The organism is Neisseria sp. DTU_2021_1001991_1_SI_NGA_ILE_055 (genome assembly GCF_032342915.1).
Taxonomy (GTDB): domain Bacteria; phylum Pseudomonadota; class Gammaproteobacteria; order Burkholderiales; family Neisseriaceae; genus Neisseria.
Genome location: NZ_CP135440.1, coordinates 932,053 through 953,462, shown reverse-complemented (window position 1 = coordinate 953,462; position 21,410 = coordinate 932,053). Strand labels below are relative to the sequence as shown.

The 21,410-nt window shown below is 50.2% G+C and carries 23 protein-coding genes; 9 read left to right on the top strand and 14 right to left on the bottom strand.

What is annotated here, in order from left to right; translation table 11 throughout:
- Window positions 1-124 precede the first annotated feature (124 nt).
- The 5 genes from RRV97_RS04405 to RRV97_RS04385 all read left to right on the top strand — a co-directional run bounded on the left by RRV97_RS04405 (window position 125) and on the right by RRV97_RS04385 (window position 4,279).
- Window positions 125-2,320 (top strand): heavy metal translocating P-type ATPase, encoded by a 2,196-nt coding sequence (locus RRV97_RS04405; protein WP_315612094.1) that lies wholly within the window; start codon window positions 125-127, stop codon window positions 2,318-2,320.
- 71 nt (window positions 2,321-2,391) lie between these two features.
- Window positions 2,392-2,874 carry a sel1 repeat family protein gene (locus RRV97_RS04400; protein ID WP_314593337.1) on the top strand — a complete coding sequence of 161 codons (483 nt, stop codon included), beginning with the start codon at window positions 2,392-2,394 and terminating at the stop codon, window positions 2,872-2,874.
- Between the two features lie 90 nt (window positions 2,875-2,964).
- A complete protein-coding gene (locus RRV97_RS04395) occupies window positions 2,965-3,222 on the top strand; it encodes a thiol-activated cytolysin C-terminal domain-containing protein (protein ID WP_049322434.1) in 258 nt (85 codons plus the stop codon).
- A gap of 122 nt (window positions 3,223-3,344) precedes the next feature.
- On the top strand, window positions 3,345-3,911 hold the full coding sequence (locus RRV97_RS04390; RefSeq protein WP_315612093.1) for an SGNH/GDSL hydrolase family protein: 567 nt from the start codon (window positions 3,345-3,347) through the stop codon (window positions 3,909-3,911).
- A 119-nt stretch (window positions 3,912-4,030) separates the two neighbouring features.
- A complete protein-coding gene (locus RRV97_RS04385; RefSeq protein WP_315612092.1) occupies window positions 4,031-4,279 on the top strand; it encodes a CsbD family protein in 249 nt (82 codons plus the stop codon).
- A 64-nt stretch (window positions 4,280-4,343) separates the two neighbouring features.
- Here the strand turns inward: RRV97_RS04385 and trpD are convergent, their stop codons facing one another.
- A complete protein-coding gene (gene trpD, locus RRV97_RS04380) occupies window positions 4,344-5,372 on the bottom strand; it encodes an anthranilate phosphoribosyltransferase (RefSeq protein ID WP_315612091.1) in 1,029 nt (342 codons plus the stop codon).
- A gap of 88 nt (window positions 5,373-5,460) precedes the next feature.
- Window positions 5,461-6,051 carry an aminodeoxychorismate/anthranilate synthase component II gene (locus RRV97_RS04375; protein ID WP_296117248.1) on the bottom strand — a complete coding sequence of 197 codons (591 nt, stop codon included), beginning with the start codon at window positions 6,049-6,051 and terminating at the stop codon, window positions 5,461-5,463.
- Between the two features lie 175 nt (window positions 6,052-6,226).
- Here RRV97_RS04375 and RRV97_RS04370 point away from each other — a divergent pair, with 175 nt between their 5' ends.
- From RRV97_RS04370 to kdsA, 3 genes are all read left to right on the top strand, one after another.
- Window positions 6,227-7,768, top strand: a complete 1,542-nt coding sequence (locus tag RRV97_RS04370) for a YdgA family protein (RefSeq protein ID WP_315612090.1) — start codon at window positions 6,227-6,229, stop codon at window positions 7,766-7,768.
- Between the two features lie 78 nt (window positions 7,769-7,846).
- The gene (panD, locus tag RRV97_RS04365; protein ID WP_003678944.1) at window positions 7,847-8,230 is read left to right on the top strand and encodes an aspartate 1-decarboxylase; all 384 of its coding nucleotides are present in this window, start codon (window positions 7,847-7,849) and stop codon (window positions 8,228-8,230) included.
- 74 nt (window positions 8,231-8,304) lie between these two features.
- Window positions 8,305-9,147 (top strand): 3-deoxy-8-phosphooctulonate synthase, encoded by an 843-nt coding sequence (gene kdsA, locus RRV97_RS04360; RefSeq protein WP_315612089.1) that lies wholly within the window; start codon window positions 8,305-8,307, stop codon window positions 9,145-9,147.
- A 57-nt stretch (window positions 9,148-9,204) separates the two neighbouring features.
- Here kdsA and mutL read toward each other — a convergent pair whose 3' ends face one another.
- From mutL to RRV97_RS04330, 6 genes are all read right to left on the bottom strand, one after another.
- A complete protein-coding gene (gene mutL, locus RRV97_RS04355; protein WP_315612088.1) occupies window positions 9,205-11,181 on the bottom strand; it encodes a DNA mismatch repair endonuclease MutL in 1,977 nt (658 codons plus the stop codon).
- A gap of 36 nt (window positions 11,182-11,217) precedes the next feature.
- Complete coding sequence (locus tag RRV97_RS04350) at window positions 11,218-11,700, bottom strand: GNAT family N-acetyltransferase (RefSeq protein WP_003678948.1); 483 nt, start codon at window positions 11,698-11,700, stop codon at window positions 11,218-11,220.
- A 73-nt stretch (window positions 11,701-11,773) separates the two neighbouring features.
- Complete coding sequence (locus RRV97_RS04345) at window positions 11,774-12,910, bottom strand: 5-(carboxyamino)imidazole ribonucleotide synthase (RefSeq protein WP_315612087.1); 1,137 nt, start codon at window positions 12,908-12,910, stop codon at window positions 11,774-11,776.
- Between the two features lie 82 nt (window positions 12,911-12,992).
- The gene (locus RRV97_RS04340) at window positions 12,993-13,562 is read right to left on the bottom strand and encodes an RNA 2'-phosphotransferase (RefSeq protein WP_315612086.1); all 570 of its coding nucleotides are present in this window, start codon (window positions 13,560-13,562) and stop codon (window positions 12,993-12,995) included.
- Window positions 13,563-13,605: 43 nt separating this feature from the next.
- A complete protein-coding gene (gene trpE, locus RRV97_RS04335) occupies window positions 13,606-15,081 on the bottom strand; it encodes an anthranilate synthase component I (protein WP_315612085.1) in 1,476 nt (491 codons plus the stop codon).
- 135 nt (window positions 15,082-15,216) lie between these two features.
- On the bottom strand, window positions 15,217-15,594 hold the full coding sequence (locus tag RRV97_RS04330; protein ID WP_315612084.1) for a hypothetical protein: 378 nt from the start codon (window positions 15,592-15,594) through the stop codon (window positions 15,217-15,219).
- 135 nt (window positions 15,595-15,729) lie between these two features.
- On the opposite strand from RRV97_RS04330, the gene RRV97_RS04325 reads away from it, so the two are divergent.
- A complete protein-coding gene (locus RRV97_RS04325) occupies window positions 15,730-16,350 on the top strand; it encodes a Smr/MutS family protein (RefSeq protein ID WP_107723136.1) in 621 nt (206 codons plus the stop codon).
- A 50-nt stretch (window positions 16,351-16,400) separates the two neighbouring features.
- Here the strand turns inward: RRV97_RS04325 and RRV97_RS04320 are convergent, their stop codons facing one another.
- The 6 genes from RRV97_RS04320 to dnaB form a co-directional block, all read right to left on the bottom strand.
- Complete coding sequence (locus tag RRV97_RS04320) at window positions 16,401-16,886, bottom strand: PilX family type IV pilin (protein WP_315612083.1); 486 nt, start codon at window positions 16,884-16,886, stop codon at window positions 16,401-16,403.
- 4 nt (window positions 16,887-16,890) lie between these two features.
- Window positions 16,891-17,424, bottom strand: a complete 534-nt coding sequence (locus RRV97_RS04315) for a pilus assembly protein (protein ID WP_315612082.1) — start codon at window positions 17,422-17,424, stop codon at window positions 16,891-16,893.
- The gene (locus RRV97_RS04310; protein WP_315612081.1) at window positions 17,403-18,338 is read right to left on the bottom strand and encodes a pilus assembly protein PilW; all 936 of its coding nucleotides are present in this window, start codon (window positions 18,336-18,338) and stop codon (window positions 17,403-17,405) included. Before RRV97_RS04310 ends, RRV97_RS04315 begins: the two co-directional genes overlap by 22 nt.
- Before the next feature lie 2 nt (window positions 18,339-18,340).
- A complete protein-coding gene (gene pilV, locus RRV97_RS04305; protein WP_314594956.1) occupies window positions 18,341-19,006 on the bottom strand; it encodes a type IV pilus modification protein PilV in 666 nt (221 codons plus the stop codon).
- Window positions 19,003-19,695, bottom strand: coding sequence for a Tfp pilus assembly protein FimT/FimU (locus RRV97_RS04300; RefSeq protein ID WP_315612080.1), 693 nt, complete (start codon window positions 19,693-19,695; stop codon window positions 19,003-19,005). Before RRV97_RS04300 ends, pilV begins: the two co-directional genes overlap by 4 nt.
- 159 nt (window positions 19,696-19,854) lie before the next feature.
- The gene (dnaB, locus tag RRV97_RS04295; protein ID WP_036490624.1) at window positions 19,855-21,261 is read right to left on the bottom strand and encodes a replicative DNA helicase; all 1,407 of its coding nucleotides are present in this window, start codon (window positions 21,259-21,261) and stop codon (window positions 19,855-19,857) included.
- Window positions 21,262-21,410: the final 149 nt, after the last annotated feature.

Genomic DNA, 21,410 nt, shown 5'->3' with positions numbered 1-21,410 from the left:
CCGTCTGAAACGTTTCAGACGGCCTTTGTCTCTTGATAACTTACTTTTTGCCATTATGTCGTTTTCGTTTGATAATACATAAACACAAAAAACACGCGCCAAACAATCAATAGGAGGCTTTGCCATGCAACAAAAAGTCCGTTTCCAAATCGAAGGCATGACCTGTCAGGCCTGCGCTTCGCGTATTGAAAAAGTGTTGAATAAAAAAGATTTTGTCGAATCGGCGGGGGTAAACTTCGCCAGCGAGGAGGCACAGGTTACGTTTGACGACAGCAAAACCTCCGCCGCAGACATTGCCAAAATCATTGAGAAAACCGGCTACGGCGCGAAGGAAAAAACGGAAGATACATTGCCGCAGCCTGAGGAGGCCGCGCATATCGGCTGGCAGCTGTGGCTGCTGTTCGCCATCAATATCCCGTTCCTTATCGGTATGGCAGGCATGATGATCGGGCGGCACGATTGGATGATTCCGCCGTTGTGGCAGTTTGCGCTGGCGAGCATTGTGCAGCTTTGGCTGGCGGTGCCGTTTTACAAAAGCGCGTGGGCGAGCATCAAGGGCGGGCTGGCGAATATGGACGTGCTGGTTACCATCGGTACGGTGTCGATTTACCTGTATTCCGTCTATATGCTGTTTTATCCCATTTATATGTTTTTTTTCAGTCCGCACGCGGCGCACGGTATGGAGCATGTGTATTATCATGTGTATTTTGAAGCGGGCGTGATGGTGATCGGTTTTGTGTCGCTGGGCAAATTTTTGGAACACCGTACCAAAAAATCCAGCCTGAACAGCTTGGGCCTGCTGCTGAAACTTACGCCGACCCAAGTCAACGTGCAACGCAACGGCGAATGGGAACAATTGCCCATCGACCAAGTGCAAATCGGCGATCTGATCCGCGCTAACCACGGCGAACGCATTGCCGCCGACGGCATTATCGAGAGCGGCAGCGGCTGGGCGGACGAGAGCCACCTCACCGGTGAATCCAACCCCGAAGAGAAAAAGGCAGGCGGCAAAGTGTTGGCAGGCGCGCTGATGACCGAAGGCAGCGTGGTGTACCGCGCCACGCAGCTCGGCAGCCAAACCCTGCTCGGTGATATGATGAACGCGCTATCCGAAGCGCAAGGCAGCAAGGCGCCGATTGCGCGCGTGGCAGACAAGGCGGCGGCGGTGTTCGTGCCAACTGTCGTGGGCATTGCGCTTTTGACTTTTATCGCCACTTGGCTGGTGAAAGGCGATTGGACGATTGCACTGATGCATGCCGTCGCCGTTTTGGTGATTGCCTGTCCATGCGCGCTTGGTCTGGCAACGCCCGCCGCGATTATGGTCGGCATGGGCAAGGCGGTGAAACATGGCATTTGGTTCAAAGACGCGGCGGCGATGGAAGAAGCCGCCCACGTCGATGCCGTCGTATTGGACAAAACCGGCACGCTGACCGAAGGCAGGCCGCAGGTTGCCGCCGTCTATTGCGTTCCCGACAGCGGCTTTGACGAAGACGATTTGTACCGCCTCGCCGCCGCCGTTGAACAAAACGCCGCTCATCCGCTTGCCCGTGCCATCGTTTCCGCCGCCCAAGAGCGTGGCTTGGATATTCCCTCCGCGCAAGATGCGCAAACCGTTGTCGGCGCAGGCATTACCGCCGAAGTGGAAGGCGTGGGTTTGGTGAAAGCGGGCAAAGCCGAATTTGCCGAATTGACCTTGCCGAAGTTTTCAGACGGCGTTTGGGACATTGCAAGCATTGTTGCAGTCTCAGTCAATAGCAAACCTATCGGCGCATTCGCGCTTGCCGACGCATTGAAAGCCGATACCGCCGAAGCCATAGGCCGTCTGAAAAAACACGGCATCGACGTTTACATCATGAGCGGCGACAACCAAGGCACGGTCGAATACGTCGCCAAACAACTGGGCATCGCACACGCTTTCGGCAATATGAGTCCGCGCGACAAAGCCGCCGAAGTGCAAAAACTCAAAGCCGCCGGCAAAACCGTGGCAATGGTCGGCGACGGCATCAACGACGCGCCCGCGCTCGCTGCCGCCAACGTCAGCTTCGCCATGAAAGGCGGTGCGGACGTTGCCGAACACACCGCGTCCGCCACGCTGATGCAGCATTCGGTCAACCAGCTCGCCGATGCCCTGCTGGTGTCGCAGGCGACTTTGAAAAACATCAAGCAAAACCTGTTCTTCGCCTTCTTCTACAATATATTGGGTGTTCCGCTCGCCGCGCTCGGCTTCCTAAATCCTGTTATCGCAGGTGCGGCAATGGCGGCAAGCTCGGTTTCAGTATTGAGCAATGCTTTGCGCCTGAAACGGGTGAAGATTGAGTGATAATATAAAGGCCGTCTGAAGATTGTTTTTCAGACGGCCTGTCATTTAAGTATTTTTGAAGGAATAATCAGATGAAAACACTTCGTTTATTGTTTGGCTTGGCATTGGTTGCTACTGGGTTTAGCGTGCAGGCTGGGGATTACAGCGAGAAGCAGCACGATAAGCTGATACGAGAATGCAATCGGAACAATCTGGAGAGTTGTGTCACTGCGGCCATTTGGACGCGCGATTATCTTGAAGCGCCTGCTCATGCTTATCCGTTTCTGAAAAAAGCCTGCGATGGCGGCAATATGCGCGGCTGCAATGTTTTGGGTAATCTGTATCTCAATCCGTCCAGCGGTTTGGGCATGGATTATGCCGCCGCGGTCAAACTCTACGAACGGGCCTGTAAAGGCGGTTATGAAAATGCCTGTACCAATCTTGAAGAAACTAAAGCGGAGATGGCGCAAGGCACTACATCAGACCGCGACAGCCGTTTAAACCAACTGAGCGAATCTTGTGCTTTGGAAAACGAAGCTGCTTGTCAGGCGTTAATGCTGGAAATGCAACGTTGAGCGTCAAGCTGAGGCCGTCTGAAGACTGTTTCTTCAGACGGCCTTTAATCCATATTTTCTGATTTTGAGACCCACGCGGGAGTATGTTGTATGGACATGATGTTGTTTACCAATATTGTATTGATTGTTTTATGTATTTTTACCATGTTGCTGGTGTGGTCGCGTAACTGGAAACGCAAGCAGGCGTATTTTGAGAAAATCAAAAGCAATCCGGAAAACCTCAAATGGGTTGGGCGGAATCTGACCGGTCAGGAATGGAAGGATTGGAAAGCCGTGAGCGACCGTTTTGGGCTGCCCATGTTGCAGGCCAAGCAATTAATTGATTTTTATAAAAACAGTCAGCGTTAATTTATGATTTAACGATAGAACTTGACTGAAGTTAAGGCCGTCTGAAATAGCGCTCTTATAATAATATAAGTGATATTTCAGACGGCCTTGCTGTTTGTTCAAATAAAGGGAGGAGAACAAAAATGACCGTTTACTTAATCGGCGATTCCGTTCGGCTTGCTTCGGAGCCTTACACACGCGCCGCTTTGCCTGAGGCGGATATTGTTTCTCCATCGGAAAACTGTCGCTCGTCGCATGATGTATTAGAGCATATCGAGCAATGGACAGAGGGCGCGACTGCGGGAGACATTATCCACATCAACTGCGGTTTGCACGACATCCGCTACAATCAAGGCTGTAATGAGCCAGTGGCTGATATAGAAACCTACCGCAACAATCTGACCCAAATTTTCGAGTATCTGAAACAGACCGGGACAAAAATTATTTGGGCGAGCAGTACGCCCTTTTTGGAAAGCGTACACAATATCGTCAAACCTTCGCGCCGCTATATGGCTGATTTGAAGGCCTATAACCGTGTGGCGGAGGATTTGGCAAGGCAATATGGTTTTGCCGTCAATGATTTATACAGTCTGATGTTTGAGCAGGATTTGACCGATGTGATGCTGTGTGACGGCCTTCATTTCAATGAGTTTGGCAGTAAGATGATAGGCAAGGCAGTAGCCGAAGCGATATCGAAACAGATGGGCTAACCCTACTTAACTCGTTTTGTCATGTTTTGGCTTTCAGACGGCCTTTGAAGTTAAAGCGAAGCCCCTGATATAAGGTAATGCAGCACTAATCTTATCAACATTAATCCAGGAGTATAACCATGAGCGGCGAATTAGATAAAATCAGCGGTAAAGTAAAAGAAGTGGCTGGCGATGTATCCGGCAATGCTAAACTTGAAGCTGAAGGCTTGGTTCAACAAGGCGTTGGCAAAGTAAAAGAAGTGGTCGGCGACATTGAAGAAAAAGCAGGCGATGTTTTGCAAAAAGGCAAAGAAGAAGCCGAGCATTTGGTTGATGAAGCCGAAGAAAAAGCCGAAGGCTTGATTAATGATATTAAAAGCAAATTTTAATATTTAAAGAATAAAAGGCCGTCTGAAAGATTTTTCAGACAGCCTTTGTTTATGGTTTTAAAGTTTAGGCAAACTGTTTGCCAAATTCGATAAACTCGTCTTTTTTGGCTTTGGCTTTGCCGGAGTCGATGGCTTCTTGCGCGGCTTTGACACCGTCCGCCAGCGAAGCGACCACATTTCCTGCGTAGAGCGCGGCGGCGGCATTGAGGACGACGATGTCGCGTGCGGCACCGGCTTTGCCGTCCAGCACTTCGTTCATTTTTTGCAGGGATTCTTGCGCGTTTTCGACTTTGATTTCGTCCAAATTGCGGCGGATTTCCATGCCGAAATCGGCAGGGCTGATGTCGTATTCGGTAATTTTGCCGTCTTTCAGTTCGGCAACGCGGGTTTTGCCGGTCAGTGTGATTTCATCCAAACCGCCTTCGCCGCACACAACCAAAACATGTTTGGAGCCAAGCTGTTGCAATACGCGGGAAAGAATGCCGCACAAGTCGATGTGGAACACGCCCAAGAGTTGGTTTGCCGCGCTGGCAGGATTGGTCAGCGGGCCCAAGATATTGAAGATGCTGCGGAAGCCGAGCGAACGGCGGACAGGGGCGACATAGCGCATGGCGCTGTGATGGTTGGGCGCGAACATAAAGCCGATGCCGGTTTGCTGAATGCTTTGGGCGACCTGTTCTGGGTTGAGGTTGAGGTTGGCGCCCATTTGTTCCATGACATCGGCGGCGCCGCTCGATGAAGAAACGGAGCGGCCGCCGTGTTTGGCGACTTTTGCGCCTGCCGCAGCCGCGACAAACATGGAAGTCGTGGAAATATTGAAGGTTTTGGCACCGTCGCCGCCTGTACCGACAATATCGACCAAATCATCGGCGTTTTCCAACGGCACTTTGGTGGCAAATTCGCGCATTACGCTGGCTGCAGCGGTAATCTCGGAAACGGTTTCAACTTTAATCCGCAGGCCGGTCAGAATGGCGGCGATTTGCTCGGGCGGAACTTGGCCGCTCATGATTTGGCGCATGAGGTCGGTCATTTCATCGTAGAAAAGTTCGTTGTTGCTGATGAGGCGTTCAATCGCTTGTTGAGGGGTGATCATGATTTTTCCTTTGTTCGTGTCCGATGTGATTCAGGCCGTCTGAAAATGCGGTTTGAACACTGTCAAACCCATTTCAGACGGCCTTTCATTAAGATTTTTGCGGGCGGTAGTCTTTGAATTCTTCCAAGAAGTTTTTCAGCATGTCGTGGCCGTGTTCGGTCAGCAGGGCTTCGGGGTGGAACTGTACGCCTTCGACGGCATATTCTTTGTGGCGTACGCCCATGATTTCGCCGTCTTCCGTCCATGCGGTAACTTCGAGGCAGTCGGGCAGGGTAGCTCGGTCGATGGCCAGGCTGTGGTAGCGCGTGCAGTTGACCGGATTGGGCAGGTCTTTAAACATGCCTGTGCCGTGATGGAAAACGGGGGAGACTTTGCCGTGCATCATCGTTTGCGCGCGCACGACATTGCCGCCGAACGCTTCGCCCATGGTTTGATGGCCGAGGCACACGCCCATGACGGGCAGCCTGCCGGCAAAGTGCTGCATGGCCGCAACAGAAATGCCTGCCTCTTTAGGGGAGCAAGGGCCCGGACCGATGACCAGATATTGCGGTTTCAGGGCTTCGATTTCTTCGAGGGTGATTTCATCGTTGCAGCGTACCAAAACTTCCTGCCCCAATTCGGCAAAGTATTGAACGATGTTGTAGGTGAAGCTGTCGTAGTTATCAATGAATAAAAGCATTTGCAAACCTTTAATGACATTTCGGCAGACAGGGTAAGGCCTGCCAAAAGTGTAAAAACCGTTTATATTTGCATAATATCACAATCTTCCCCTAAAGGCCGTCTGAAACGGCGGATAAGACAAAACAGCTAAAAAATGCTATGCTTTACGCTTTGAACCTAATCTGTTTGAAGTGATGAAAAAGTATCTTATCCCGACTGCCGCCGTCGTTATCGCCGCTGCGCTCGGCACGCCTTACTATCTCGGTGTCAAAGCGGAAGAAAGCCTGACCGAGCAACAAAAGCTGTTGCAGGAATCCGGTTTTCTGACCGTTGAATCCCACCAATACGATCGCGGCTGGTTCAGTTCAACCGAGACGACCGTCATCCGCCTCAAGCCGACCCTGCTTCAAAATACGCAAAAATACCTGCCGGACAATTTGAAAACCGTCCTGCAAGAGCCGATTACGGTTATCAACCACGTGACCCACGGCCCGTTTGCCGGCGGCTTCGGTACGCGCGCCCACGTGGAAACCGAGTTCCAATACCATCCGGAAACCAAAAAAGTTTTGGACCGCTTCTTCGGCCAGCAAACGCCGTTGACCATGACCAATACGGTTTACCTTTCCGGCGACGGCAAACTCAGCCTCAATATTCCCGCCTTCGATTATGAAGAGCTTTCCGGTATCAAGCTCAACTGGAAAGGCTTTAGCGGCAATACCGATTACAGCCAAGGCTTCAAAAGCTATCGCCACGATTACCTTGCGCCGTCTTTGCAAGTCAAATTGGCCGACAAAGGCGATGTGTCTTTGGAAAACCTGCGTTTCCAATCCGAAACGGAAGACGGCCTGACCAAACTTGCTTTGGGTAAGAGCAGCATTACGCTGGATAAATTCCTGCTGCAATGGAAAGAAAACATCGATTACAACGTTAAGTTGAACGAATTGGTCAACCTCGTAACCAATCTGCAAATCGGTGCGTTTATCAATCCGACCGGTACGATTGCTCCGTCTAAAATCGAAGTCAACAAACTGCGTTTCGATACTCAGACCGGCGAAGTCGATAAATTCATCAACAGCGAAGGCCGCTTCCAATTTGAAAGCCTGACTTATGGCGAAGACAAATACGGCCCTCTAGATATTAATGTTGCTGCCGAGCATTTGGATGCTGCATCACTTTTGGCATTGAAAAACAAAATTGCCGAAGTGTCCGTGAAGAAAATGAGCGAAGAAGAAATTCAGGCTTCCTTGATTCAGACGGCCAAAAACGAGGCTTCGGGTCTGTTTACCAACAATCCGGTTTTAAACGTCAAAACCTTCAAATTTACCATGCCTAATGGTGATGTCGATGTCAGCGGCAAGCTTGCCTTTAAAGGTTTGACGGCCAAAGACCTCAACAGCCTGGGCGATATGCTGAAAAAAACCGAAGCCGACTTCAACATGAGCGTACCGCAAAAATTGTTGGAGCAGCTCGCCGTCAACCAAGCCAGCAGCCTGTTTAGCGTCAATGCCGAAGATGAAGCCGCAGGCCGCGCCAGCATCGACGATATCAACGAGACCTTGCGCCTGATGGTGGACAGCACTATTAAAAGCATGGCAAGAGAAAAATATTTGACCTTAGAAGACGATAATGTCAAAACTCATCTGACTCTGCAAAACAGCGAGTTGAAATTAAACGGAAAAGTCCTTCAAAGCGACCCGGATCCCGAGTTTGACGAATCAGACTTTCCCAATAACTAATCCTCAATCACACAAACAGCGGTTTTAGCTTCCCCGAAGTTAAAACCGCAAATCAACCCACAATCAAAAAGGAAACCCATGTTCCGTACCATGCTCGGCGGCAAAATCCACCGTGCCACCGTTACCGAAGCCGACCTCAACTACGTCGGCAGTATTACCGTTGACCAAGACCTGCTGGATGCGGCAGGTATTTGCGTGAACGAAAAAGTCGCCATCGTCAACAATAACAACGGCGAACGTCTTGAAACCTACACCATTCCCGGCGAACGCGGCAGCGGCGTCGTTTGCCTCAATGGCGCGGCCGCGCGTTTGGTTCAAAAAGGCGACATCGTGATTATCATGTCTTACGTCATGTTGTCCGAACCTGAAATTGCAGCGCATGAGCCGAAAGTCGTCCTCGTCGATGAGAACAATAAAATCCGCGACGTGATTTCTTATGAGCCGCCGCACACTGTGTTGTAATATTCAAACAAAGGCCGTCTGAAACGTTTCAGACGGCCTGTTTCCCAAATTCAACTTATCTGAAAGGCTTTGCCGTGAATATCCAAATCAACAACATCACCGTCAGCAACGATGCGCCCTTTACCCTTTTCGGCGGCATCAATGTCCTTGAAGACCTCGACTCTACGCTCAAAGCCTGTGAGCAATACGTTAAAGTAACCGATAAACTCGGTATCCCTTACGTGTTCAAAGCCTCTTTCGACAAGGCAAACCGCTCTTCCATCCACTCTTTCCGCGGTGTGGGTTTGGACGAAGGCATGAAGATTTTTCAAGCGGTGAAGCGCGAGTTTAACATTCCCGTGATTACCGACGTTCATGAGCCTTACCAATGCCAGCCGGTTGCCGAAGTCTGCGATGTCATCCAGCTGCCTGCATTCTTGGCACGCCAAACCGATTTGGTGGTGGCAATGGCGAAAACCGGCAATGTCATCAACATCAAAAAGCCGCAATTCCTCAGCCCGTCTCAAATGAAAAACATCGTTGAGAAATTCCAAGAAGCAGGCAACGAGCAAATCATTTTGTGCGAACGCGGCGCAAACTTTGGCTACGACAACTTGGTGGTCGATATGCTCGGCTTTGGCGTAATGAAAAAAACGTGTCACAACCTGCCGGTTATTTTTGACGTAACCCATTCCCTGCAAACGCGCGAATCCGGTGCCGCCGCATCAGGCGGCCGTCGCGCCCAAGTATTGGACTTGGCGCTTGCCGGTATGGCAACCCGATTGGCCGGTTTGTTCCTCGAATCCCATGCCAATCCTGACCAAGCCAAATGCGATGGCCCAAGCGCATTACCGCTTGCGCAATTGGAAGATTTCCTGACCCGTGTTAAAGCAATCGATGAAACCGTGAAATCGTTTGCACCTATGGATATTCGTTAAGGACAAATAAGTTAAAAGGCCGTCTGAAAGCATTTTCAGACGGCCTTTTTATCGGCGTTACTGTCCGCGTAAAAACAACGCATCCAATTCTTTTAAAGTCAGTTTGACCCAAGTCGGACGGCCGTGATTACACTGGTTGCTGCGCGGTGTATTTTCCATATCGCGCAGGAGCGCATTCATTTCCGGCAGGGTAAGCTGGCGGCCGGCACGGACGGAGCCGTGGCAGGACATGGTGGCGAGGATGTGGTTTTCGTGTTCTTCGATGGTTTGGCTGCTGCCGACTTGGGCGAGTTCGCCCAAAACGTCTTTGGCGAGCGAAACGACGTCGGCTTTGCCGAGCATGGCGGGAACTGCACGGACGGCAAGGGTATTGCCGCCCATGTCGGACAATTCCAGCCCGAAGCCTGCCAGCGTTTCGGCATGATCGGCGAGGGCGGCGCATTCTTCGTGGGACGCGGCAAAGGTTACGGGAATAAGCAGGCGTTGGCTTTGCAGGTTGCCGTTTTCCTGACGTTGGCATTTCATTTTCTCGTAGTTGACGCGTTCGGCGGCGGCGTGCATATCGATGAGCAACAGGCTGTCTTCGGCTTGGGCAAGGATGTAGATGCCTAATAATTGGGCAATGGCAAAGCCAAGCGGCGGCAGTTCGGATTGTGATGGAAGGCCGTCTGAAAGCGGTGTATCTGTTTTTTGGGTAGGCATTTCAGACGGCATATTGCCGAAACGTGCCTGCTCGAATTGGCTCAACTCAAGGTCGATATTGTCGGTTTTTTTGTAGAGCTCAGCATAAGTATTCATGGCCGCGCGGCTTTCGCGCAGGGACAGGCTGCGTTGTTGCGGCGCGCGTGCAGCTTGGTAAGGTATGGGCGCGGTTTTGCCTGATGAGCCAAAGGCATTGTGTGTATCGGGTTTGTTGCCTGTCGGGTAGTTGGATGCGCCATCAAACAGATTTTCGCTGTCGTTTTCAGACGGCATTGGTGCAGGCGTAACGCCGGTAATGTCATGCAACACTTCGCCTGCGTTGCTGACGCTTTCGGTCAAGTCGGCGCGCGTGTCGGCAAGGGCTTTGTTGAGCGTGTGGAACACGAGTTGGTGCACCTGCTGGCTGTCGCGGAAGCGGATTTCGGTTTTGGTTGGGTGGACGTTGACATCCACGGCTTCGGGCGGCAGGTCGAGAAAGAGGACGAAAGCAGGCGTCAGCGCGTTGTGCAATACGTCACGGTATGCCTGCTTGACGGCATGGAGCATGACTTTGTCGCGCACAAAACGATGGTTGACGAAGCAGTATTGTTTGTCGGTTTTGCCTTTGGCGAAAGTCGGCTTGGCAATCGCGCCATAAAGCCGCAGCGCGCCATTGCCGCTGTCAATTTCCAATGAGGCCGTCTGAAAATCATCGCCGACAATGGCGGCTATGCGTTCGTGCAGGCTTTGCGCAGGCAGTTTGAACACTTGTTTGCCGTCGCGTTTGAGTGAGAAGGCGATGTGCGGATGCGCCAGCGCGAGGCGTTCGAGCATGGTGGCGCAGTGGGCGTATTCGGTGTTTTCGGATTTGAGGAACTTGCGCCGCGCGGGGGTGTTGAAGAAGAGTTCGGCGGCTTCGATGGTGGTGCCGACGGGGTGGGCGGCGGCGGTGGGGCTGCTGATTTTGCCGTCTTCTGCTTTGACTTGGGTAGCGTGCGCGCTGCCGTCTTGACGGCTGGTCAAGGTCAGGCGGCTGACGGAGGCAATACTGGCCAAACCTTCGCCGCGAAAGCCCATGCTGGCAACGTGTTCCAAATCGTTTAAGGTTTTGATTTTGCTGGTGGCATGGCGGTGGAGCGCAAGTTCGATGTCGTCCGGATGGATACCGCTGCCGTTGTCGCTGACGCGAATCAGGCGGATGCCGCCGCCGGCCAGCTCGACATCAATCGCTGTCGCGCCTGCATCGATACTGTTTTCAACAATTTCTTTCAAGGCATTGGCAGGGCGTTCGACCACTTCGCCGGCGGCGATTTGGTTGACGAGATGGTCGGGCAGGGCGGCAATTCGGGACATCGGTTTCTTTCAAAAAAGCAACGGCGGAAGGGGAATTTACAGGTATTTGCGCATCAATTCGCATTCGACGCGGACGGTTTTGTTCAGCTGCAACACGGCAGTGCCGAGCGATTCATAACGGTTGAGCCGATAGAAAGGCACGGAATTGAGCGAGGCATACAGTTTGAGAAAGCTGAGGCCTGCATTTCGGGCCATTTCTTCGGCGCGGCTGAGCAGGGCCGTACCCAAGCCGAGATTGTGGAAGAGCGGATGGACGTATAAGGCGTCCAGTTGCGCTTCTTTGAAATCGACTTGGAAGAAGCCTTGAATCAGTCCTTTGTATTCGACAACCCACAAGGCTTTATTTTTATCGGAGATGGTTTCCAAATAGCTGTTGATGTCGAGCAGACTTTCCCATGTGTGCATAATGGTTTCGTCGTAACTGCGGATGCAGGCATATTGAACGGCATGCAGATGGGCGTTGTGTATGGCTTGGCAGTCTTTTTCGGTTGCCGGACGGAGGATGGTCAGAAGGCTCATGGCGGATGGTCGGAAAAATTGATTTCAGACGGCCTTTGGCAATCAAAGGCCGTCTGAAAAAAAGTAGGTATGGTTACAGGCTTTGATGTAAGGTTTGCGCGGTTTGGAACGCGTTGTCTGCATCGTTGGCCAAGACGGTAAAGTGGCCCATTTTTCGGCCTTTGCGCGCGGCTTTTTTACCGTAAAGATGCAGATGTGCGTTCAGGTTGCTTTGCAGCGGCAGCCATTCGGGTTCGCCGCCGTCTTCCTTCCAAACGTCGCCCAAAATATTCGCCATACAGCAAGAACTCAGCAATTTAGTGTCGGCCGGAGGCAGGTTGCACATCAGGCGGACCTGTTGCTGGAATTGGTCCGCCGCGCAGGCGTCGATGGTATGGTGGCCGGAATTGTGCGGACGCGGTGCGATTTCGTTGACGACCAATTCATGTGTATCGCCGACAACAAACATTTCTACCGCCAATACGCCGACGTAGTTCAATTCATCGGCCAAACGCTGCGCCATCTGCCGCGCCTGTTGCTGAATGTCGGCACTCAGTCGGGCTGGGACGATGGAGTAGGCGAGGATGCCGTTTTCGTGAATGTTTTCGGCAGGGTCGAAGGTTTGCACGTTGTCATTGTTCAGACGGCATACGATAACGGAAATCTCGCCGCGCAAATCCACCATTTTTTCTAAAACGCAATCCACGCCGCCGTGTTCGGCAAATGCGGCTTTGAGTTCATCCAATGTTTTGACGCGGATTTGGCCTTTGCCGTCGTAGCCCAAAGTAGCCGTTTTCAGGATGCCGGGCAGAAATTGTACGCTTTCTTCAGTGATGTCTTCGGCTTTGCAAACTGCTTGATACGGCGCGGTTTGCAGGCCTGCTTTGCGTATCCATGCCTTTTCCTGAATGCGGTTTTGCGCGATGGCAACGCAGTCGCCGCTGGGGGAAACATTGGTGTGTTTGGTGAGAAAACGCATCGCTTCGGCATTGACGTTTTCAAACTCGGTCGTAACCGCCGCGCATTTTGCCAACTCTTCCAAAGCGGCCGAATCATCAAACGGCGCGCACAAATGGCGGTCGGCAAATTCCGCTGCCGGCGCATTCGGGTCGGGATCGAGTACGGTTACTTTGTAGCCCATGGTTTTGGCAGCAACAGTAAACATTCTGCCTAATTGTCCGCCGCCGAGGATGCCTAGCATGGCAGGAGGGAGGATGGGGGATGTGTTCATGGATAATCGCTTTATGAAGAAATTGGGTAGGGTGTTTGCAGGCCGTCTGAACATGGTTTACGGCTTCAGACGGCCTGGTGTTTTAAAGCTTGCCGATAAATTGCGGCGGAACGTTTTCAGTTAACCATACGCCGTTGTCCGCCAGATAAAATTGATGTCCTGCCGCAAGCATGGCGACAGTGTCGATGGTCAATACAACCGGCTTGCCGTGGCGGGAGCCGACTTTGACGGCTGTTTCGGCATCGGCAGACAGATGGACAAAATGGCGCGAGGCAGAATGCAGGCCTTGCTCCAAAATAGACGGAACAGAGCGTTCAGCCGTACCGTGATACAAAATCTGAGGAGGCGTCGCCACTTTGTGTTCGACCTGAACTTGTGCCGTCGAATGACCTTGCGCAGCGCGGATGCGTTTGCCGTCTTCTGATACGGTAAACCGTTTTTTATCGTTGTTTTCGACCACTTCCATCAATATTTCGTAGGTCAGCGGATTGCCCGTAAAGCCGCGCTCAGGATGGTTTACCTGCGTCAGTAGGGTATCAATATCCACCCAGCCGTCTTTATCCAAAGTAATACCAATTTGCTCGGGATGATGGCGTAATATAAAGCTGAGAAATTTGCTGATGGATTTTAGTTGTTTTTCGTTGAGTATCATAATCTTGTTGTTTAGTCATTTCAGAGCGCAGGCCGTCTGAAAATTATTTATCCAACCCTTCTTGCACCATTTGCGCTGCGCGGATCACGGCGCGGGCTTTGTTTTGGGTTTCCTGCCATTCGGATGTCGGGTCGGAGTCGGCAACTACGCCTGCGCCGCTTTGGACGAAGAGTGTATTGTTTTTAATCACGGCAGTGCGGATGGCAATGGCCAAGTCCATGTCGTTGTTGAAACTCCATACGCCGACTGCGCCGCCGTAGATGCCGCGTTTGCTCGGCTCGACTTCTTCGATGATCTCCATGGCGCGGACTTTGGGGGCGCCGGAGAGTGTGCCGGCGGGGAACGTGGCGGCGAGGATGTCCATGTTGGTCATGCCGTCTTTCAGACGGCCTTCGACGTTGGAAACGATGTGCATCACATGGGAGTATTTTTCAATTACCATTTTGTCGGTGACTTTGACTTCGCCGGTTTTGCTGATGCGGCCGACGTCGTTTCGTCCTAAGTCAATCAACATGACGTGTTCGGCAATTTCTTTGGCATCGCTCAGCAGGTCTTGTTCGTTGGCAAGATCTTCGGCTGGTGTCTTGCCGCGCAGGCGCGTGCCGGCGATAGGGCGGACGATGACGTCGTCGCGTTCGCGGCGGACGAGGATTTCGGGCGAAGAGCCGACAATATGGAAATCGCCGAAATCGTAGTAGAACATATATGGCGATGGGTTCAGCGTACGCAGGGCGCGGTAGAGGGCAAGCGGATTGTCGGTAAATTCCATGCTCATGCGTTGGCTGGGGACAACCTGCATGCAGTCGCCTGCAAAGATGTAGTCTTTGATTTTGTCGACGCAGGCTTTGAACGGCTCTTCGCCGAACTCGCTGACGGCTTGGGTTTGTTTGCTGCCGAGCGAGAGCGGGATGGCGCAACTTTGGCGTAACTGGGTACGGATGTCTTCAAGACGTTCGCGCGCGCGTTCGTAGCCGTCGGCTTGAGACGGATCGGCGTAAACAATCAGGTAGATTTTGCCGCTTAGGTTATCCACTACGGCAAGCTCTTGCGAGAGCATCAGGAGGATGTCGGGCGTACCGAGCGGATCGGCTTTGGCCGTATGTTTCAGGCGGTGGGCAAAATGTTCGAAATTATAGATGGTTTCATAACCGAAGTAGCCGACCAGGCCGCCGGTAAAGCGCGGCAGGCTTGGGATTTCGGGCGTTTTGAAGCGGTTGTGGAAGGCTTCGATAAAGGGTAGGGGATTGCCGTCGTGTTGTTCGACGATTTCGCCGTTTTGATACACATCGACATGTTTGCCGCTGGTTTTGAGATAGTGGCTGCAAGGCAGGCCGATAAAGGAATAGCGGCCGAAGCGTTCGCCACCGACAACGGATTCGAGCAGGTAGGTGAAAGGCTTGTTGGCTAGTTTGAGGTAGATTGAGAGCGGTGTATCCAAATCGGCAAGCAGCTCTTGAACGAGTGGAATGCGGTTGTAACCTTGTGCGGCTTGGGCTTGGTATTCTTGTTTGCTGATCATCTTGATAAGTCTTTCAGACGGCCTGTTTCAGGGTGTTAAATCGTGTGAAGAGTATAGCATTTTATTGGAATTGTTGACAGTCTGAGCGCTATGTCAGATATGGAAAACGCCGTCTGAAAAAGACGGCGTAAGGTATCAGGCAAGGGGATCGGAAATTTTGTTTTTCCGGCTTCGCTTCCACTTGAAGACATAAGCGGCAACAACGGGAATCAGGGAGATAATGGATTTGAATGTCCAGCCTGAATACCATGTGCCTTCGGGAACGTCGCTTGCAAGCCAAGTGAAGTACGGCCACCAGCAGGCAACCAGGCTGCCGAGAAACAGCGGCCAAATATGACGGCTTAAGTTGCGTTGCCACAAGAGGAAGCATGCAATCGCCCAAATAAAGGTCAATACGGTAATCAGGAGGATGGTGTAGGCATCTGAAATCAGGATGGCGGCGAAGTAGTAGCTGAGTGCGACCCATAATAGGGCAAGTACCAAAACAATAATTTCTTCCGGGCGTTTAAACATGATTTTTCTCTTTGTAAGACTGACAAGGCGACAATACTATACCCTAAACAAGGTGCGATGATAAGAGTCTTTCAGACGGCCTTGTAATCGGGTTTGCTATAATGTACGCAATCAATTTTTTGGAAAGGACAAACCATGACGGCAAACTTTCAAGAAACGCTGAAGGCTTTGGGTAAACAGGCGAAAAAGGAAGCTGCGGAGCGGGAGGCGGAAGCGAAGGCTAAAAAGCAGGCGGAAGATGTGGATTTCAGCAAGGCGGTTGGCAAGGTTACGCCGTTGAAAAATGCCGGCAACTATTATGAACAGCCCCGCGATAAATCGCCTATCAAACCGCGACCTAAAGAAATGGCGACTTTGGAACAGGAAGATTATTTTTATGTGGGCAGCGGCGGCTGGGAAGAACCGCCGGCTTCGTTCAGTAAAAACGGACAGGGGAAAAATGATTTGATGCGTTTGCGAAACGGCCATTATCCCGTGGTAGCGGATGTGGATTTGCACGGCTATACGCAGGAAGAAGCGCAGCAGGTATTGAACGAATTTATTGAGTTTACGAAAAAACGCGGCGTTTGCGGCGAGATTGTCCACGGCAGCGGCTTGGGTTCTTCAGGCTATAAACCGGTTTTAAAAAATATGACGCGCCGCTGGTTGATGCAGCATCCTGATGTGTTGGCTTATGTCGAGCCCCGACAAGGCAATGATGGCGCAGTCAGGATTTTGTTGAAGCGTCAACGCCGAGATGATGATTGGAAGCAGTAAAATAAAAAAGCAGTGTCGATAAATGACACTGCTTTTTTATGATTGTCAGACTAAGAAGATTTCTTTTTGGAAACCGATTCGCAACCTTTTCCATTAGTCATTGTGGTTTTAGAATCTTTGGCGGAATCCATATCAGTGCATTTGTAAGCATTGCCCAAGCTATCCATCCAAACGGAAAGGGTGTAGCCTGTTTTTGTGGGAATGGCTTTCAAACGATAGGCTCTTGTACTGGTATCAATCATTTCGGCAGAGTATTTGTATTTATCTGCCAAATCTTTATGGCCTTTATATGAGGAAATAAAGTCATCCAACTTGGTTTTAATCTCATCAGTTTTCCACTTTGGATTTTTAACCATCTGGTTTTTAAAAGCAGAATTGATGGCGACTAACTCGGCATGCGCTTGTGATTGGTAGCCGCGTTCAATGTAGCGGTTGTAAGAGGGAATAGCAATGACGCTCAGGATGGCTAAGATGGCGACGGCAATCATCATCTCAACCAGAGTAAAGCCTAGTTGTTGGGTAGAGGTGGTATTCATTTTATTATTCGCTGGCAACGTAAGATTGAAGGACGACCTGTGTATTTTTATTCTTCCCCCATGCTTTGGCTGTAACGCGGTAAATAGTACGTTTGTCGGCAGAGTTAGTGCCTAGATATTCGATGATGAAGCGTGGACTATTTTCACCTTGAGAATATCTTTCGCCGTTGACATCAATACACAGGCTTTTGTCGCATTTGCGCTTCCAAGCATCTTCGGTTGGGTTGCCTTCTTCAGTAAAATCGCCATTGGATTTGACGTTTGGTGTGGAACATAAACCTTTTTCACATTTTGCGGTAAAAGTAGTCTTTTTACCTTCAATATCAAAAATTTGATTCTCACCCTTACGCAATGCCGCTTCGGCTAGGGTGGTTGCAAATTTGCGGTCGGCATCGTTGGTGCTGATACGCTGTTCGGTATTGTAGGACTGGGTGGCTGTGACCACGAGCAGTGCGATGACGACCATCATCATTAAGACGATAAACAAAGCATAGCCCTGCTGCCGGTCAGGTTTGATTAGAGTGATCGGTCGGCGCATACGTTTCCTCCGCGGATGGTGGCATTAATATTATAGATATCGACTTTATTGTCTTGTTCTTTTGATGGGTCAATACTGCCGTTATTCAGTACGATTTGGATAGAAGCCGGAGACTTAGCCTCAGCTGAGATATCCAATGCGTTTTTGTAATCAAATGATTCTGTATTCAATCCGCTGGCAGATGCATTTTCAGAATCAGGACATTCTGCATAGATATAATGGATATCCATAGCAGTGATGCCTTTAATCAACAGCTGCGGATTACTCCATGAGCCATCATTTGATAATTGGAAACGGAACAAACCACTCTCTTCGCCAAGTTTTCCGACAGCGTAAGCAATCATTTCATGTTTCATGATGGCGATACTGCCGTCTTGATCAGAGTCGGTAATTTTTAAAGCCAATTTTGCCGCAGCCAAATCTTTAATTTCTGTATGAGGTTTGGCAATGCCGGAGCAGCTGCTGGCAATGGCAGTTTTTGCAGCAGGGTTTGCTTTGTCGATACCGTATTGAAACAGCAGAGCTTTGCCAGTTTGAGCAAAACCTGCATAGCCTAATTTATTGATTTCTTTAACTGGCAACAGCTTATTCACACCAGCTGTTTTCAATGTGTATTCATCCGTGCTTTTGTCTTCTATCACTGCAGAAGCAGGAAGATTAGACATATTGAAGCAGCCGAAATTGCCTGCCATACGCGCATCGCGGACAATCATATTGGCGGCGTTGCGCAAATCTTGTTGGATACCGATGCGGGCGTTGGCAGATTTGTTTAATCCGCGTGCAGTAAAGTAGGTGGAGCTGACAGCCATTAAGACAATCATGCTGAGCAGGCTGGCAACCAAAAATTCAAGGATGCTGAAGCCTCGAATAGCGGTTTTATTGGGAATATGGTTGAGTAAGCGTTTATTGTTCATTGTTAGTCTCTTACGCGTGATTGATAGGTATAGACAACGTGATGCCCCGATGTATTGAGATTTTTTGCGGTATTTTCTTCTTCGACATCTTGCAACCATAAAACTTTCACGATGGTTGTGTCGCCTTTGCCATCGCATTTTGCGTTAAACCCCTTTTCGTAAGTCGGCTCTGCACCGGAAGAATCTTTGCAGATGGTCGAGAAGACTTGGGCTTCGGGAAGGGCTTTGGCTAAATCGGCTTTAAACTGTGCAATTTGAGCTTGCGCAAGTTGCGCTTTTGTCATTTTATCTTTAAATTCATTAGTTTGCTTTGAGTCTTTAAGCTGTTCAGAGCTTGATGTGATGTAAGCATCGTAGGATTTTTTATAACGGGAGGTTTTGTCGCCTGCAGTATCGGTTTCTTCAGAGAGCGTCGGGTTAATGAGCATGCCTTCGATTAGATTTTGCGTAATTTGGGCGACTGTAGTCTGATTTTCAGACTCACGCACGTTGGATACGGTACGTAATTGAACAGCCAGAAGAGCGAGCACACCGATGGCAAGTACAAACATGGCAATCAAAACTTCAATCAGGGTCATGCCTGATTGAAGTTTCGGAGTAAAGCTTGTTGAGCTCGTTTTCAGACGGCCTTTAAATGATCTGAGATGAGTAGGATTACTAATGTTCATAAGGTACCGTTGTTATTCTTTGGAGAGTATTCGCATATTTTGCGCTCATCGTTTTTAGCACAGATTTCGACATGCCCATTGCCATTGACTAAAAGTACGGTAGCACGGGCTTTCTTGGTTTCAGCATCGGCGGCGGATTTATCCGTCAGGCTGATTTTGATGTAGCCGTCTGAAAATTGATAATTCTTGCCATCGGTTGAATGTTCAAATGTACCATTGGGCCGGAATTTCCACCAAACTTCTTCTGGATTGGAAGAGGAGAGGGCAGAACGGTCATTGCCGATAGGGATATAGTCGAAGCTGTATTCCACTTTTTCAGTGTCGCCATTGAGAATGATGTAGCGGATAGATAAATCGTCTTCATCATTTTGATAGCTGGAATTTTCGTTTTTATCGGCGTAGGCCAACATACCAATACTGGTACTGGTACTGTTTTTTTTGTGAACGCAACCATTATGCGAGCCATCGGATTTGATTTTAGCCGGGCAGATGTAAACGTGAAGATTGAGACGGACGGCCTCATTTCGCGCGAAACGCAGCAGGTTGGCAATTTGCTCTGCTTGCGATGCCGCAAGTCTGGAGGCAATCCATTGATTCATATTTGGAAATGCGATGACAGCCATTACTGCTGCAATAGCAATGACGATCAGCAACTCGATTAGGGTGAAGCCTTTTTGTGTCTGATACATGAGTGATTTTTGGGTAGTAATGTGTTGGGGTAACCGACGTTTTCTCTTTTTGCATTTGCTTGTGTCAATGCTTTTGCTTTTATTGGATTTATTCTAAACGATTTTGGAATGCGTGACTAATAAAATATGAAATTCGGTTAGTTTTTCAGATAACCTGTCTCAATCTTCCATCAACATGGATTCTGGAACATAGGCAGCATTATCAAATTTGGTAAATTGGCCCATCCAAGTGAGGAATACTTTCCCGACGGGACCGTTACGGTGTTTGCCGATAATACATTCCGCCAAGCCTTTTGCGGGTGATTCTGAGTTGTAGTATTCATCACGATACATGAACATAATCAAGTCGGCATCTTGTTCGATTGCGCCGGATTCACGCAAATCGGACATCATCGGGCGTTTGTCGGTACGCTGCTCAACGGTACGGCTCAACTGCGACAGGGCAATGACGGGAACTTGCAACTCTTTAGCCAATGCTTTGAGGGAGCGGGAAATTTCGCCAAGCTCGGAAGCGCGGTTGTCAGAACGGCCGGAGCCTGACATTAATTGCAGGTAGTCGATGACGATCAAGCCCAATTTACCGTTGAACTGGCGCGCAAGGCGACGGGCGCGGGCGCGCAGTTCGAGCGCGGTCAAACCCGGAGTTTCATCGATATACATGGGTGCATCGGAGAGTTTAACGACCGCTTCGTTCAGACGGCCCCAGTGTTCGTCTTGCAATCTGCCGGTTTTTAAAACGCTTTGATCCAAACGTCCGACTGAACCCAGCATACGCATAACCAGCTGCGCACCGCCCATCTCCATCGAGAATACGGCGACAGGCAGCTTGCCCTCTACGGCAACGTGTTCGGCAATATTGATCGAAAAGGCGGTTTTACCCATAGACGGACGGCCTGCGACGATGATCAAATCACCCGGTTGGAGGCCTGATGTTTTTTTGTCGAGGTCGATAAAGCCTGTCGATATGCCGGTTACTTCATCAGGGTTGTCACGCGAATAAAGCATATCGATGCGTTCGACTACTTCTTTCAACAGGTCAGGCATCTCAAGGAAGCCTTGTTTAGATTTGGCAGTACTTTCGGCGATTTGGAATACTTTGTTTTCCGCCTCGTCCAAAAGCTGGCCTGCATCGCGCCCTTGCGGATTGTATGCGCTGCGTGCAATTTCCGTGCCGACTTCGGCAAGCTGGCGCATGATGGAACGTTCGCGCACGATTTCGGCGTAGCGTCGGATATTGGCTGCGGATGGCGTGTTTTGCGCCAGCGTAATCAGATAGTTGAATCCGCCTGCCGCTTCCAATTCTTCATTGCGTTCCAAACTTTCTTGAACGGTAATGACGTCGGCTGGGCGGCTTTCGTTAATCAGGTTGGCAATGGCACGAAAAATCAGGCGGTGTTCGTGGCGGTAGAAATCTTCGCCGGAAACGACATCGGCAATACGGTCCCAAGCCGAATTTTCCAGCATCAGGCCGCCCAAAACGGATTGCTCCGCTTCTGTGGAATGCGGCGGCAAGGATAATGCGCTGATTTCACGGTCTTCAGACGGCATGTCGGAATAATTGCTCATGACGGGCATCTCTGGCTGGAAAATTGTAATCCGCTATTATAACGCAGTGTAAGTTCAATTGGTTTGTTTAGGCTAAAGCAGGTAAAATAGTCATGTTGTCAATATGACGACGCACACTACCAAAATATAAATATCAACAATCAGGAGCA

Coding starts and splice junctions, on each gene's coding strand:
- trpE (WP_315612085.1), bottom strand. CDS start 15,081: ATGATCAGCAAACAAGAATACCAAGCCCAAGCCGCACAAGGTTACAAC.
- RRV97_RS04340 (WP_315612086.1), bottom strand. CDS start 13,562: ATGATACTCAACGAAAAACAACTAAAATCCATCAGCAAATTTCTCAGC.
- trpD (WP_315612091.1), bottom strand. CDS start 5,372: ATGATCACCCCTCAACAAGCGATTGAACGCCTCATCAGCAACAACGAA.
- mutL (WP_315612088.1), bottom strand. CDS start 11,181: ATGTCCCGAATTGCCGCCCTGCCCGACCATCTCGTCAACCAAATCGCC.
- RRV97_RS04375 (WP_296117248.1), bottom strand. CDS start 6,051: ATGCTTTTATTCATTGATAACTACGACAGCTTCACCTACAACATCGTT.
- RRV97_RS04370 (WP_315612090.1), top strand. CDS start 6,227: ATGAAAAAGTATCTTATCCCGACTGCCGCCGTCGTTATCGCCGCTGCG.
- RRV97_RS04400 (WP_314593337.1), top strand. CDS start 2,392: ATGAAAACACTTCGTTTATTGTTTGGCTTGGCATTGGTTGCTACTGGG.
- pilV (WP_314594956.1), bottom strand. CDS start 19,006: ATGAACATTAGTAATCCTACTCATCTCAGATCATTTAAAGGCCGTCTG.
- RRV97_RS04405 (WP_315612094.1), top strand. CDS start 125: ATGCAACAAAAAGTCCGTTTCCAAATCGAAGGCATGACCTGTCAGGCC.
- dnaB (WP_036490624.1), bottom strand. CDS start 21,261: ATGAGCAATTATTCCGACATGCCGTCTGAAGACCGTGAAATCAGCGCA.
- RRV97_RS04385 (WP_315612092.1), top strand. CDS start 4,031: ATGAGCGGCGAATTAGATAAAATCAGCGGTAAAGTAAAAGAAGTGGCT.
- RRV97_RS04330 (WP_315612084.1), bottom strand. CDS start 15,594: ATGTTTAAACGCCCGGAAGAAATTATTGTTTTGGTACTTGCCCTATTA.
- RRV97_RS04390 (WP_315612093.1), top strand. CDS start 3,345: ATGACCGTTTACTTAATCGGCGATTCCGTTCGGCTTGCTTCGGAGCCT.
- RRV97_RS04320 (WP_315612083.1), bottom strand. CDS start 16,886: ATGAATACCACCTCTACCCAACAACTAGGCTTTACTCTGGTTGAGATG.
- RRV97_RS04315 (WP_315612082.1), bottom strand. CDS start 17,424: ATGCGCCGACCGATCACTCTAATCAAACCTGACCGGCAGCAGGGCTAT.
- RRV97_RS04345 (WP_315612087.1), bottom strand. CDS start 12,910: ATGAACACATCCCCCATCCTCCCTCCTGCCATGCTAGGCATCCTCGGC.
- RRV97_RS04325 (WP_107723136.1), top strand. CDS start 15,730: ATGACGGCAAACTTTCAAGAAACGCTGAAGGCTTTGGGTAAACAGGCG.
- RRV97_RS04310 (WP_315612081.1), bottom strand. CDS start 18,338: ATGAACAATAAACGCTTACTCAACCATATTCCCAATAAAACCGCTATT.
- RRV97_RS04300 (WP_315612080.1), bottom strand. CDS start 19,695: ATGTATCAGACACAAAAAGGCTTCACCCTAATCGAGTTGCTGATCGTC.
- RRV97_RS04350 (WP_003678948.1), bottom strand. CDS start 11,700: ATGAGCCTTCTGACCATCCTCCGTCCGGCAACCGAAAAAGACTGCCAA.
- RRV97_RS04395 (WP_049322434.1), top strand. CDS start 2,965: ATGGACATGATGTTGTTTACCAATATTGTATTGATTGTTTTATGTATT.
- panD (WP_003678944.1), top strand. CDS start 7,847: ATGTTCCGTACCATGCTCGGCGGCAAAATCCACCGTGCCACCGTTACC.